Below are 13,422 nucleotides of genomic sequence, written 5' to 3' on the forward strand. Positions count from 1 at the left end.
TGACCATAACTGGCATTATTAATCATTTTCCTTTCCCACAGACAACACGGATACTCTGCCCGAATACGACCGTCAGGAGGGAAACATGAAAGTCGGATTTATCGGATTGGGAAATGTGGGCGGCAAACTGTCTGGCTCGCTTCTGCGCAATGGGATTGACCTGACGGTTCATGACCTCAACCCCGATTTGGTGGCCGAGTTTGTGGCTAAAGGAGCAAAAGCCGCTGAAAGCCCGGCGCAGATGATGCGGGATTGTGACGCCGTTATCACCTGCCTGCCGTCCCCGGCTGCCTCAGACGCGGTGATGCAGGGCATGCTGCCCGAGGTCGAGCAGGGTAAAATTTGGATGGAGATGTCGACCACCGACGAAGCTGAGGTCAAACGTCTGGCCGCCATGGTGATCGAGCGCGGCGGTGCCGCCGTGGACTGTCCGGTCTCGGGCGGGTGTCACAGGGCGGCTACGGGTAATATCTCGATTTTTGCCGGTTGCGACCGCGAAACATTTGAGCGCATTCTGCCGTTCTTGACCACGATGGGGCGGCGTGTTTTGCACACGGGGAAGCTTGGTTCGGCCTCGGTTCTGAAGGTTCTGACCAACTATCTGGCAACCGCGAACCTGATCACCTGCGCCGAAGCGCTGGTGACGGCCAAGGCAGCCGGGATGGACCTCAACACCACCTATGAGGCGATCAAGATTTCGTCGGGTACCTCATTTGTGCATGAAACCGAAAGCCAGGTCATCCTGAACGGGTCGCGCGACATTTCGTTCACCATGGATCTTGTCAAAAAGGATATCGGGTTGTTCCAGGACGTCGCTGACCGTGCTGGCGTGCCCTTGGAAATCAATCCGGTGATGATAAGCATCTTCGAGGACGGAATCGCACGCTATGGGGAACGCGAGCTGTCGCCGAACATCATCAAACGGTTAGAGGATGCGACCGGGCTGGATATCACCGCACCCGGTTTCCCGACCGAAATGCTGGATGATGAGCCGGAAGAGCCGGGTTATGAGGTCATCCCTCAGAGAAGCCCGGCACAATAACGCCCTGCGTCAATAGGTAGAAAATCTGTAGCTCCCGAATGGCACCATTCGGGAGTTTTTTTATTTATCTTGAGTGTGCATCTCGCGTTTTCGATTGCGGGTGCGCCAAGTCGCGTCCTCGGATCCGTCATGATAGGTGCCGAACCACTTGTCCCAAGGCATTTCCGCATTGCCGTAGTTGCACTCGTAATAGCGGTGATGAAGCCGGTGCAGGCAGACAAATCAATAGAACAATTGCTGCAAAAGCCACTCATCCATATCCTGGGTTTCCAGCATATGTAGCAAAGGTATTTTTCCGCATTCAAGGTTCAGTCACCCGAAAAACCGGCGCCCTTCGTCGTCGACACGACAAGTGCCGCAGTGGATATCGTTGCCGCAGTTAGTGGCAATGTCATAGTTGTCGAGAGGTTTGCCAGAACTGCCGTAGAATCAGGCCGGAATATTGTGATTGCAGGAGAGGCAGTCCCGATAGATCAGGACCATTTTCTGGTTTCAGGGGTGAATGCAACAGCTGATATCGCCGCCAAACAACGTTTCGAAGCATGGCTGGAAGAGGTTTTCGAGTAAGTTCAAGGCGTTGCTGCCCCACGACTGCCAGCCCCAATAAAATCGCAGGTCCACGGTAGAGTTACAGCGATAAACAGCTCGACGTCGGCAAATCTGTAAAGACTGTTACATTGCTCACGACAGATCAAAGATGGGAGGATGCCAAGCGCGTCAAAAGAAGTGGAGGCGAGTACCGGAATCGAACCGGTGTACACGGATTTGTAATCCGCGTACATCTCTGAAAGTTAAAGGAAATTTTGTAAACTGAAGGGCGGTTGGATCGCCAAATATCAATAGCTTACATGAAAATTGTAAACTACCAGTTTGCGTTGCAAGTGCATCCAGATGCTCACTGCATTGGTGATGTCATACTGACGAAAGTATCCAAAGTCGCCAATACAGCTTTGAGCTATTCCCGTCCATGGATTAGGTCGGACCCATGACTCGATCAACTTGACAGGAAACGTAGAAGCGCTCCGGAGCGCGACCGTGCGTTCGGAGCGCCAAAAGAATGTCAGATTCATCCGAGAACTGCTTCCATCCCTACCACGTGAGCTACTGTTTCCCGAGCAGGCCCAGCTCGTCCGCAGCATCTACCTTTGGCTTCGCTATGAGTGTGTGTTGCCGCTCATAGGTTAGAAGCTTCATAGACCGCGCGGCACTTGAAATTGATGCCAGTACTAAATGAGGTCCGCGACGAAGAACGGCAATGGGAGGGTTCTGGTGTCATGGGGCTCGATGCAAACTCGGAACCCCAAAAGTCGTTCAACAAATCTTTCCTCTACAAACAAGTCGCAGGCCTCAGCTGGGCTGTCGGACCTGAAGCAAGACAAGACCAACTAAACTCGTGGCTTAGGTTCAGCGAGGTCAGCTAAATCGAAATCAAGATTTCCTCTGGGTATTGGCCCGTTCTCGTTGAAACGGGAACAAATCACATGCAAATGAAATTTCGTTTATGAAATAAATTTCAAATATCAAAATTTATACCGAATGTATTTGACGCCTCCTTCGCGGCGACCTTAAAAGTGGAAGTGCAATAAACATCAATGAGTGAAATATCTTGCGATTCAGGTGAGGAGGAACAAGGCACCTAAACAGCAAGAGCTTTCTGCAGGGAGGAGATCTATGAAGCACAGTGGATTAAACACATTCTTCGCATCCGCCGCATTGGCAGTTGCCGGAATCACCGCCGAGTCGACGCAGGCCGAAGGCATCATGTGTGAACCCGGCGAGACTTATGTTATGAACGTCATGGTTTCGGGCCACCCCTATTGGGTTCCGGTCTATCAGGGCTTCAAACAGGCGGCTGAGGCGTTCGGATGTGAGACCGTGTTCTCGGGCACGCCGGACTATGACATCACCAAGCAGATCGCCTCGTTCGAGCAGGATCTGGTTAAATCGCCCGCCGGTGTTCTGCTGCACCCGATGCAGTCCGACCCGTTCATCGAGCCGATCAACCGCGCCATCGACAACGGTACCGATATCGTGACCTTTGCCGCTGACAGCCCGAATTCCAAGCGCACGGGCTATATCACATCGGACAACCATGCCGAGGCGAAGTTCGCAGCCGAAGAAATCGTCAAACAGGTGGGTGACAGCGCCGAATATGCGGTTCTGGAAAACCCGGGCCAGTCGAACCATGACCTGCGCGTGACCTCTCTGATCGCTTATATGGAGGCGAACTATCCGAACATGAAACTGGTCGGTCGTCAGGCCACAAACCAGGATAGCAACGCAGCTTACCGTGCGACGGCCTCGATCATTCAGGCCAACCCGAACGTGGCCGCGATCTGGATCCCCGAGGCGGGCTCGGCAGAGGGTGCCGTGGCCGCCAAGCTGGAAGCCAATTCGGACATCCTGATCATGCACGCTGACGTGACGCCCACCACTCTGGAGCATATCCGGGCAGGCAACATCCACATGTCGCTGAACCCCAACCAAGGCGTTCAGGGCTTCATGGGCTTCATGGCGGTGCATCTGGCAAACCGGGCGGACATCTTTGATCCGTTCAACGACTGGCAGACCAGCGGGTTCAACCCGGTTCAGATTCCGTTCATGGACAATGGCTTTGCGGTCATCACCAAGGACAATGCGGACAGCTTTGATCTGAACGTCTACATGGAAGGCCGCGATCCGGCCTGATCGGGAAAACTCCCCGGTAAACCGCCCGCGCAGTTCCGATTTTCGCGGGCGGTTCCAGCAACCAATAAGAAACACCCAAGAAGGTGCTGCCATGCAAGACGATGTGATCCTCCGGATATCGAACCTCAGCAGATCCTTTGGCCCGGTCAAAGCGCTGCGCGGGATCGACTTTGAACTCCGCAAGGGGGAAATCCACGCGATTGCAGGGGAAAACGGCGCAGGCAAGTCGACCTTGATGAACGTGATCGACGGGATTTTGCAACCAGACAGCGGCGAGATCGTTCTGGATGGCAAGCCGGTCAAAATCTCGTCGCCCACAATGGCGCAGAAACTGGGCATTGGCTTTGTGCATCAGGAAATCGCCTTGTGCCCGGATGTGTCGGTGGCCGAGAACATTTTCATGGCCAAGACCAATGTCAGCCGGTCGTGGCTGATGGACTACAAAAAACTTGAGCGCGAGGCCGTCGATGTGTTCCGGCAGCTCAGCGATATTGATCCGTCGGTTCTGGTAAAGAACCTTTCGATCTCGAACCAACAGCTGGTCGAGATCGCCAAAGCCCTGACGCTGGATTGCCGCATTCTGATCCTCGATGAGCCCACAGCCGCACTCACGGAAACCGAGGCTCAGACCCTGTTTGGGATCATGCGCAAACTGGCGGATCAAGGGATTTCGATCATCTATATCTCACACCGCATGGTCGAGATTTTCGACAATTGCGACCGGGTGTCGGTGTTCCGGGATGGGCAGCATATCGTCACCAATAACGTGGCCGATATCCTGCCCAGCGACGTGGTCAACGCGATGGTCGGGCGGGTGATCGACAATCTGTATCCTGAAAAGCAGGAGGCGCCGTCGGATGAGGTCACCCTCGATGTGCGCAACCTGACCGAGGCGACGCGGTTCCGCGATGTGAATTTCACGCTGAAAAAGGGTGAGATTCTCGGCATAGCGGGTCTGATCGGCGCGGGCCGCAGCGAGATCGTCAAAGGTATCTGCCAGTTGGAAGGTGACGTGACCGGACAGGTCTGGCTGAACGGCGAGGAACTCAAGCTGCGTAATTACCAGGACAGCATCGCCAAGGGGATGGTGTACTTGTCCGAGGACCGCAAAGGGGATGGCGTGTTCCTCGACTTGCCCATCGCCGCAAACGTCTCGGCCCTGAAGCTTGAACAGGTCGCGAACGGGATTGGTCTGATCCAGTCGGGTACGGAAGAAGCGCAGGCCGAGGCGTTGGGACGCAAGCTGAACCTCAAATGCGGGTCACTGAACGATCCGGTGTCGTCCCTGTCAGGGGGCAATCAGCAAAAGGTGGCGCTGGCCAAGATGCTTTCGGTCAATCCGCGCCTGATCTTTCTGGATGAACCAACCCGCGGTGTCGATGTGGGCGCGAAGTCCGAGATTCACCGCATTCTGCGCGAATTGGCGAATGACGGCGTGGGCATCGTGGTGATTTCCTCGGAGCTGCCCGAATTGATTGGTGTCTGCGACCGGGTGCTGGTGGTGCGCGAAGGGCGCATCAGCGGGCAGGTCACGGGCGATGAGATGACAGAAGAAAACATTATGCACCTGGCCTCGGTCATGGACGCGCAGGCCTCGGTCGCATGAGCGGAGAGACGAAAATGGACAACACCGTGAACCTGGCTCATGCGGGCGCGACCGACGGCACACCGTTCCTGAAACGCCTGCTGCGGATGCGCGAGACCGGGCTGATCGTGATCATTCTGATGCTGTTTCTGATCATGTCCCTTGCTTCGCCCTATTTTCTGACCTGGGCCAATATGCGCGCCATGTCGATGGCATTTGCCGTCGATGGCCTGCTGGTGATTGGGATGACGATCCTGCTGATTTCGGGCGGGATCGATCTGTCGGTGGGATCAGTGACGGCACTGGCGATGGTGATCGCGGGGTGGCTGTTCCTCAGCGGAATTGACCCTTGGGTCGCCTCGGCCATGGCGATTGCGCTGTGTACGGGGATTGGAGCTTTTATGGGGTTCTTCGTGACCAAGGTAGGGCTGCACCATTTCATCGTGTCGCTCGCGATCATGGTGATCGCGCGGGGCGCTTGCCTGCTATTCACCGGAGGTCGACCACTGGGACTTTATACCCTGCCGCCCGAGTTCAAATTCATCGGGCAGGGCACCATCGGGCCGATCCCGATCGTGATCGTCATCTTTGTGGTCTTCGTGATCGCCTTTGACTTCATGCTGCGGCGCACGACTATGTTCCGTAAAGTGTTCTATACCGGCAGCAACGAAAAAGCCGCCGCTTATTCCGGCATCCGTACCAAAAAGGTGTTCTTTCTGACCACCACGCTGTGTTCCACGCTCTGCGGTATCGCAGGTATTATCTACATGGCGCGCTTTGGTTCGGCCCAACCCACCTTTGGACTGGGGCTGGAGCTGACCATCATCGCCGCCGCGGTCATTGGTGGGGCCAGCCTGAATGGCGGCTCGGGGTCGATCCTTGGTGCGATCCTCGGCGTGATCCTGCTGTCATTGGTCTCCAGCTCCTTGGCGCTGCTGGATGTGTCGGTTTATTGGCAGGATATCATCCGCGGTTCGATCCTGTTGGCGGCGGTGACCATCGACCACTACCTGAACAAAAGGCGCGGGTGATGGTCGACAAGAAAAAAGACTTTGAATTGATCCGGCAGATCCACACCGTTCTGGTCCTGCATTACCTTGAGGGCAAGAAACAGGCCGAGATCGCGCGCGATCTGAACCTGTCGAATTCCAAGGTCAATCGCCTGATCACGCAGGGCCGCAAGATGGGCATGGTCAAGATCGATATCGAAAGCCCGTTCGAAACCTTGATGAATATCGAACACAGCCTGACCCGGTCGTCCAGCCTGTCCGAAGCTATCGTGACCCCCTCGGTCACGGGCAGTGCAGAAGCGACGCTGCAACAGGTCGGTCGCGCTGCTGCGAGCCACCTGCTTGAGACCCTGCGCGATGGCGATGTCATCGCGATCACTGGGGGCAAGGCGGTCAGTGCCACGGTCGAGGCGTTGGAGCCCGAGCGTGATTTTGACGTTACCGTGGTGCCGCTGACCGGCGGCATTCAGGGCAAGTACTATACGGACGTGAACCATCTTGCGACGCTGATGGCCGACCGATTGGGCGGCAAAACCATGTTGCTTCACGCGCCTCTGTTTGCCGAAAGCCGCGATCAGCGCGATATGCTGGAACAGGTGTCCACGATCCGCGAAGTGCTGGACCTCGCCCGTCGCGCCAATGTGGCGCTGGTGGGTGTCGGGTCCATCGAGCCCGAAGGTTCCAGCTACTACGACTTGCATCCGGTGCCCGAGGCCGACCGCAAGATGCTGATGGGCATGGGCGTGATCGGAGAGTTCCTTGCTCATCTGATCCATATCGACGGATCTGTGTCAAATTATGCGCTGAATTCGCGGTTGGTCTCGGTTGCGCCGACCGATCTGAGCCCATGCACACGAGTGATCGGTGTTAGTGCGGGGGCGCAAAAAGTATTTCCGATTAAGGCGGTGCTGAACGGAAAGTTTCTCAATTCGCTGATCCTGGACGAAGATACAGCGACCGCAGTCATACAGGAAATGGAAGGAACACGAGATGTCGCATGAGATGCTGACTCGCGAAATCGGAGCATCCGGGATCGAAGCCTCGGTCATCGGGCTGGGCACATGGGCCATCGGTGGCTGGATGTGGGGCGGCACGGATGAGGCCAAATCCATCGCCGCCATTCAGGCCTCGGTCGATGCGGGAGTGACACTGATCGACACGGCGCCTGCCTATGGGCAGGGCGTGGCCGAGGATATTGTGGGCAAAGCGCTGAAAGGCCGCCGCGACAAGGTGGTGCTGGCCACCAAATGCGGGCTGGTTTGGCACACGCAAAAGGGCGACCATTTCTTCGACTATGACGGCAAACCGGTGCATCGCTATCTGGGCAAGGACGCGATTATCTATGAGGTCGAACAAAGCCTGACCCGTCTGGGCACCGACTATATCGACCACTACATCACCCACTGGCAGGACCCGACCACCCCCATCGCTGAGACGATGGAGGCACTGGAGACCCTGAAACAGCAGGGCAAGATCCGGTCCATAGGGGCCAGCAACACATCGGCAGACGAGGTCAAAGCCTATGTGGCCGCCGGTCAGCTGGATGCGATTCAGGAAGAATATTCGATGGTCAAACGCGACATCGAAGGCACGCTGCTGCCCGTATGCCGTGAGAATGGCGTGTCGGTTCTCAGCTACTCCTCGCTGGCCTTGGGCCTGCTCAGCGGCAAGATCGGGCCGGATCGAGAGTTCACGGGCGACGATCAGCGTAAGGACAATCCACGTTTCTCCATGTCGAACCGGCAGAAAGTGGCGGATCTGATGCAGACCATCGCACCCATTGCCGAAGCGCATGGCGCGACGCTGGCGCAGACGGTCATCGCGTGGACGGTGCAGCAACCGGGGATCACCTTCTCGCTATGCGGCGCGCGCGATGCGGCGCAGGCGGTCGAGAATGCAAAGGCCGGTCAGTTGCGTCTGACCGAGGCCGAGATTGCCGAAATCGACACCCAGGCCCGCGCGCATCTGAGCGATCTGGACAGCTAAGCCCTGAACCCCGTGAGAAACAGGACCACCATGTCAGAACAACGACAACAAAACCTGGCAATTCTGCGCAAAAACGCCGCGTTTGAGGTGGTGGTTGTCGGCGGGGGCGTCAACGGCATTGGGGTCTACCGCGAGCTGGCCCTGCAGGGCCTTCGGGTGCTTCTGGTTGAACGGAATGACTTTGCTTCGGGCTGCAGTGCTGCGCCCTCGCGGATGATCCATGGAGGGCTTCGTTATCTGGAGAATGGTGAGTTCGATCTGGTGCGGGAATCCCTGCAGGAACGCGATGCCCTACTTCTGAACGCACCGCATATGGTGCGGCCCTTGCCGACGGTCATTCCAATCACCTCGGTGTTTTCGGGTATGTTCAACGCAGCGGCCAGCTTTGTTGGCTGGCAGGGCAAGCCTTCGAGCCGGGGCGCAGTGCCGATCAAACTGGGCCTGTCGCTTTATGATTGGGTAACGCGCAAGCGGCGCATCCTGCCCAGGCATCATTTCAACAGCGCCGGCCAGACCCGCAAGGACTGGCCCGCTTTGACCCCAAAGGCCACACGCTCGGCGGTGTATTATGATGCCCAGATCACCCATCCTGAGCGGCTGTGCGTTGAGATGATCCGCGATGTCGCGGCCGAGGCCTCGGACTGCGTCGCGCTGAACTATGCGGAAATGACGCGGGATGGCGACAGCTATTCCGTCACCGACCGGCGCAGCGGCGCCACTGTGCCAGTGATGCCGAAAGTGATCGTCAACGCCACCGGAGCGTGGCTTGATGACACGGTCAATGGGCTGGGTGGCCGGGTCAATGAACGGATGGTCTCGGGCACCAAGGGATCGCACCTGATCATCGACAATCCAGCGCTGCACCAAGCGCTTGGCGGTCATATGGTCTATTTTGAAAACACCGACGGGCGCGTCTGCATCGTCTTTCCCTATCAGGGCAAGGTCCTTGCCGGATCAACCGATATCCGCGTCGACAAAGCCGCGCGGGTGCGGTGTGAGCCTGAGGAGTTCGACTATATCCTCGGTTCGCTGCGCCTGGTGTTTCCGGGGGTCGAGATTTCCCCGGATCAGGTGGTGTTTAGCTATAGCGGCATCCGCCCGCTGCCGCGCAGTGATCAGGATTTCACCGGGCGCATCTCGCGCGGGCATGATACGCGGCGGCTGGACGGGGATGTGCCGCAATTCTGCATGGTCGGCGGCAAATGGACCACGTTCCGCGCCTTTGGTGAACAAACCGCAGATGAGGTGATGGCTGAGTTGGAGCACGCACGCCGGGCCTCGACCCTTGGGCTGCCCATTGGCGGCGGTGCGCAATTCCCTAATGCTCGTGAGAGCTTGAAATCCCGTCTGGTTGCGGATTTTCGGATCGCACCCGAGCGCGCACATCACCTGATGGAGCACTATGGGACACAGGCGGATGACGTGGCGCAGTTCTGCCAGTCGGTTCAGGACGCACCGCTTACGCAAGGATGCCTCTATACACGCGCCGAAATCATCTGGCTGACGCGCACCGAATATGTCGAGACCCTGTCCGACATCGTACTGCGCCGGACCGCGTTGGCTATCACGGGGCAAATCTCGAACGCGCTGCTGGCACAGCTTGCCGATGTCTTTGCCCATGAGCGCGGCCTTGGCCCGCAAGAGACCAACGATCAAAAACAAGCACTTATTCACGAATTGTCCGAGTTCTATGGCGTCACCGCCGAGGCTCTGGCCGCACGAAACAAGAAACGGAGAACAGAATGCGTGTAAGCACCAAGGCCCGGATGAACCGGATGTTTACCAATGGGGGCTGTCTGGACGTGGCGATTGACCACGGTGTCTGCAACGAGCCCAGCTTCATGGTTGGGCTTGAGGATATGGCCAGTGTCATGGACACGCTGATAGGGGCCAAGCCGGACGCGATCCAGTGCGCCCATGGTCAGGCGGATCTGCTGCAATCGCGGCCCGAAAAGGACAAGCCCGCGCTGGTTATGCGGATCGACATGGGCAACCCCTATAACGATCAGCGCCACCGGGTCATGTGGTCGATGCTGCAAAACGCCGACGAGCCGATCATCGGTGCGCTGGAGATGGACGCGGCTGCCGTTGTGGTCAACCTTTTCATGCTGCCCGATGAGCCCGAGTTGTTCCGCCAATGCGTCGAAAACATCAGCAAGGTGCGCGCAGCCTGCCACAAATATGGCATGCCGCTGATGATCGAACCTCTGGTCATGCTGCCCAATGATGTGCGTGGCGGTTATCAGGTGGATGGCAATGCCGAAAAGATCGTGACGCTGGTGCGACTGGCCTCGGAAATGGGGGCGGACATCATAAAGGCCGACCCCACGGAAAACCCCGAGGACTTTCATCGCGTGATCGAGGCCGCGCGCGTGCCGGTTCTGGTCCGTGGCGGTGGCAAGGAAAATCTCAAGAACGTGCTAATGAAGTCCGCGGCCCTGATGGCACAAGGCGCACAAGGTATGGTCTATGGCCGCAACATCTATCAGCATGACAACCCCAAGGCCGTTGTGGCGGCGCTGATGGCGATGATCCACAATAAGGCCAGCGGCGAAGAAGCGTGGGACATCTATAACCGTGGCTAAGGACGGATATATTCTGGGGCTGGATGCGGGTAATACGGTCATCAAGGCAGTGCTCTTCGATTTGCACGGGCAGCCTGTTGCGACGCAGGCGCTGGACGGTCAATCCTCGACCCCACAGCCTGGGCATGTGGAACGCGACCTGAATGAGCTATGGTCCAATGCCCGGCAAGTGATCGCCGGATGCATCGAAAAGGCCGGGATTGCGCCCGATCAAATCATCGGTGTGGGCTGCGCGGGCCATGGCAACGGGCTTTATCTGCTGGACAAGGCAGGCAAACCTTTGGTGGGCATCCAGTCTCTGGATACCCGCGCCGCCGGATTGGCCGAGGAACTATCCGAAGCCGCAGGCGACGCGCTGCATGCGCTGTGCCTGCAGAAACCGTGGCCGTCCCAGACTCCAGTCTTACTGGCCTGGATCAAACGCCACCGGCCCGATGTCTATGCGCAAACCGGCACGGTCATGCTGTGCAAGGATTTCATCACCTACAAACTGACGGGCGAACGGGTCAGTGAGGTCTCGGATATGTCCGGTTGTGGCCTGACGCAAATGCCGGATTGTACCTATGATGACGGGTTGCTGGCGCTCTACGGCCTTGGCGATGCGCGCGATATGCTGCCGCGCCTGATCGACCCGGCGGAGATTGCCGGAACCGTCAGCGCCGAGGCCGCGAACGCAACCGGTCTGACCGCAGGTACGCCTGTGATCGGCGGCTATTTCGACGTAGTTTCCAGCGCGATGGGGTCAGGCGTTGTCCGCGCCGGAGAGGCCTCGATCATCGCAGGGACGTGGAGCATCAATCAGGTTTTCTCGGATACGCCGGCGGTTAATGACGATCTGTTCATGGTCTCGGGCTTCGGACCAGACCGCTTCGTGAATATCGAGGCCAGCGCCACCTCGGCGGCTAATCTGGAATGGTATGTGCGTGAATTTGTCGAACGCGGCGCGCATTACGATGACCCGTTCGGATACTGCAATGTCAAAGTGGCCGAGGTCACGCCCGCAGCGGATGATCCGTTTTTTCACCCGTTCCTCTATGGCTCGGGGCAGGGGGCGTCATTCCGGGGAGGGTTCTATGGCGTTGCCGGCTGGCATGGCGAAGGTCACATGTTGCGCGCCTTGTTTGAAGGTGTGCTTTTCGAGCATCGCCGACACATCGAAGTTCTGAAATCCGCAGAGGTCAGTTTCGATCGGGCGGTTCTGTCCGGCGGCGGATCGCGCAGCCCGGTTTGGCCGCAGATGTTCGCCGATTGCCTCGGCGTTCCGATCTACGTGGCCGAAGCGCAGGAAACCGGAGCCTTGGGCGCGGCCATCGGGGTTTCGGTCGCCACAGGCACCTACGGATCGTACGAAGAGGCCATCACCCAAATGACCCGCCGCAAGTCCGAGTTCCAGCCCGACACCGAAATGCAAGCGCACTACGACGCCCGGTATACGCAATATCTCGCTTTGATCAAGGCGATGCGCGGGTTTTGGGAATCCGCTCAGACAGCAACAGAAGGGTAAGCAAATGAAAGCTGTGGGTTTTTTGAAATCACTGCCAATTGTAGCACAGGACAGCCTGTTGGATGTGGACCTTCCAGAACCGGAGGTGCTGCCCAACGATCTTCTGGTGGAGATTGAGGCGATATCGGTCAATCCCGCAGATGCCAAACGCCGCATCCGCACCGCAGCGGAGCAGGACCATGCGGAGCCGTTCATTCTGGGATATGACGCTGTTGGCATTGTTCGCGATAAAGGGCCCGAAGTTACGGGTTTCACCAAGGGCGACCGAGTTTGGTATGCAGGCGACGCCAATCGCGCCGGGTCCTATGCTGCGTTTCAGGCGGTCGATCATCGGATTGCGTCACAGGCGCCGTCCTCGGTCAGCGCGGCGGCAGCGGCGTCATTGCCCTTGGTCTCGCTGACCGCGTGGGAGATGCTGTTTGACCGGCTGCAAGTGCCGACAAACGAGGCGCCTTCCAGTCTGTTGGTTATCGGCGGGGCCGGCGGGGTCGGATCGATCACCGTGCAACTGGCGCGCAAGCTGACCGGTCTGCATCTGATCGCAACCGCCTCGCGTCAGGAAACGGAAGACTGGTGCCGGGATATGGGCGCGCATCAGGTGGTCAACCACCGCGATCTGATTGCCGAGGTGCGGGCGGCGGGACACGAAACCGTAAGCTATATCACTCAATATGCCGACACGGCGCAGCATTGGGACGCCATGTGTGAGTTGATCGCGCCGCAGGGACGGATTGGCACCATCGTCGAGACCCCTGAAAAGCTGGACATTTCAGCCCTGCAAGGAAAGTCTGCCGCGCTGATGTGGGAATTGATGTTCACCCGATCTCTGTTCGGTACCGTGGATATGGCGCGGCAGGGGCAGATATTGGACCGGGTTGCCCGCCTGGTCGATGACGGGATCATCCGCACGACCGAGCAGAAAACGCTGCACGGCTTGTCTGCGGCTACATTGAAAAAGGCACATGCGATCATTGAAACCGGTCGCATGATCGGCAAGCTTGTCGTCGCGTACTAACCAGAAA

11 protein-coding genes and 1 pseudogene are annotated in these 13,422 nt (G+C 57.8%); 11 read left to right on the forward strand and 1 reads right to left on the reverse strand.

Going from position 1 to position 13,422, the window contains the following annotated elements; translation table 11 throughout:
* The first annotated feature begins 85 nt into the window (after positions 1–85).
* Positions 86–1,042, forward strand: coding sequence for an NAD(P)-dependent oxidoreductase (locus RUE5091_RS13875; protein WP_058282516.1), 957 nt, complete (start codon positions 86–88; stop codon positions 1,040–1,042).
* A gap of 60 nt (positions 1,043–1,102) precedes the next feature.
* Here the strand turns inward: RUE5091_RS13875 and RUE5091_RS23605 are convergent.
* Positions 1,103–1,252 (reverse strand): annotated as a pseudogene (locus tag RUE5091_RS23605) (sterol desaturase family protein); the annotation flags it as partial.
* 150 nt (positions 1,253–1,402) lie between these two features.
* Here RUE5091_RS23605 and RUE5091_RS23100 point away from each other — a divergent pair.
* The 10 genes from RUE5091_RS23100 to RUE5091_RS13930 all read left to right on the forward strand — a co-directional run bounded on the left by RUE5091_RS23100 (position 1,403) and on the right by RUE5091_RS13930 (position 13,415).
* Positions 1,403–1,609, forward strand: coding sequence for a hypothetical protein (locus RUE5091_RS23100; protein ID WP_131726316.1), 207 nt, complete (start codon positions 1,403–1,405; stop codon positions 1,607–1,609).
* 1,104 nt (positions 1,610–2,713) lie between these two features.
* On the forward strand, positions 2,714–3,730 hold the full coding sequence (locus RUE5091_RS13890; protein ID WP_058282519.1) for a substrate-binding domain-containing protein: 1,017 nt from the start codon (positions 2,714–2,716) through the stop codon (positions 3,728–3,730).
* Between the two features lie 91 nt (positions 3,731–3,821).
* On the forward strand, positions 3,822–5,336 hold the full coding sequence (locus RUE5091_RS13895) for a sugar ABC transporter ATP-binding protein (RefSeq protein ID WP_058282520.1): 1,515 nt from the start codon (positions 3,822–3,824) through the stop codon (positions 5,334–5,336).
* 14 nt (positions 5,337–5,350) lie between these two features.
* Positions 5,351–6,346 (forward strand): ABC transporter permease, encoded by a 996-nt coding sequence (locus RUE5091_RS13900; protein ID WP_058282571.1) that lies wholly within the window; start codon positions 5,351–5,353, stop codon positions 6,344–6,346.
* Entirely contained in the window at positions 6,346–7,326 is a 981-nt protein-coding gene (locus RUE5091_RS13905; protein ID WP_058282521.1) for a sugar-binding transcriptional regulator, read from the forward strand. The genes RUE5091_RS13900 and RUE5091_RS13905 overlap by 1 nt, the downstream gene beginning before the upstream one ends.
* A complete protein-coding gene (locus RUE5091_RS13910; RefSeq protein WP_058282522.1) occupies positions 7,316–8,311 on the forward strand; it encodes an aldo/keto reductase in 996 nt (331 codons plus the stop codon). The genes RUE5091_RS13905 and RUE5091_RS13910 overlap by 11 nt, the downstream gene beginning before the upstream one ends.
* A 30-nt stretch (positions 8,312–8,341) precedes the next feature.
* Complete coding sequence (locus tag RUE5091_RS13915; protein WP_058282523.1) at positions 8,342–10,063, forward strand: glycerol-3-phosphate dehydrogenase/oxidase; 1,722 nt, start codon at positions 8,342–8,344, stop codon at positions 10,061–10,063.
* The gene (locus tag RUE5091_RS13920) at positions 10,054–10,896 is read left to right on the forward strand and encodes a class I fructose-bisphosphate aldolase (protein WP_058282524.1); all 843 of its coding nucleotides are present in this window, start codon (positions 10,054–10,056) and stop codon (positions 10,894–10,896) included. Before RUE5091_RS13915 ends, RUE5091_RS13920 begins: the two co-directional genes overlap by 10 nt.
* Entirely contained in the window at positions 10,889–12,400 is a 1,512-nt protein-coding gene (locus RUE5091_RS13925) for an FGGY-family carbohydrate kinase (protein ID WP_058282525.1), read from the forward strand. Before RUE5091_RS13920 ends, RUE5091_RS13925 begins: the two co-directional genes overlap by 8 nt.
* Before the next feature lie 4 nt (positions 12,401–12,404).
* Positions 12,405–13,415, forward strand: coding sequence for a zinc-binding alcohol dehydrogenase family protein (locus RUE5091_RS13930; RefSeq protein WP_058282526.1), 1,011 nt, complete (start codon positions 12,405–12,407; stop codon positions 13,413–13,415).
* Positions 13,416–13,422 lie beyond the last annotated feature (7 nt).

The organism is Ruegeria denitrificans, from assembly GCF_001458295.1.
Lineage (GTDB): Bacteria > Pseudomonadota > Alphaproteobacteria > Rhodobacterales > Rhodobacteraceae > Ruegeria > Ruegeria denitrificans.

Coding starts and splice junctions, on each gene's coding strand:
- RUE5091_RS13875 (WP_058282516.1), top strand. CDS start 86: ATGAAAGTCGGATTTATCGGATTGGGAAATGTGGGCGGCAAACTGTCT.
- RUE5091_RS13890 (WP_058282519.1), top strand. CDS start 2,714: ATGAAGCACAGTGGATTAAACACATTCTTCGCATCCGCCGCATTGGCA.
- RUE5091_RS13895 (WP_058282520.1), top strand. CDS start 3,822: ATGCAAGACGATGTGATCCTCCGGATATCGAACCTCAGCAGATCCTTT.
- RUE5091_RS13900 (WP_058282571.1), top strand. CDS start 5,351: ATGGACAACACCGTGAACCTGGCTCATGCGGGCGCGACCGACGGCACA.
- RUE5091_RS13905 (WP_058282521.1), top strand. CDS start 6,346: ATGGTCGACAAGAAAAAAGACTTTGAATTGATCCGGCAGATCCACACC.
- RUE5091_RS13910 (WP_058282522.1), top strand. CDS start 7,316: ATGTCGCATGAGATGCTGACTCGCGAAATCGGAGCATCCGGGATCGAA.
- RUE5091_RS13915 (WP_058282523.1), top strand. CDS start 8,342: ATGTCAGAACAACGACAACAAAACCTGGCAATTCTGCGCAAAAACGCC.
- RUE5091_RS13920 (WP_058282524.1), top strand. CDS start 10,054: ATGCGTGTAAGCACCAAGGCCCGGATGAACCGGATGTTTACCAATGGG.
- RUE5091_RS13930 (WP_058282526.1), top strand. CDS start 12,405: ATGAAAGCTGTGGGTTTTTTGAAATCACTGCCAATTGTAGCACAGGAC.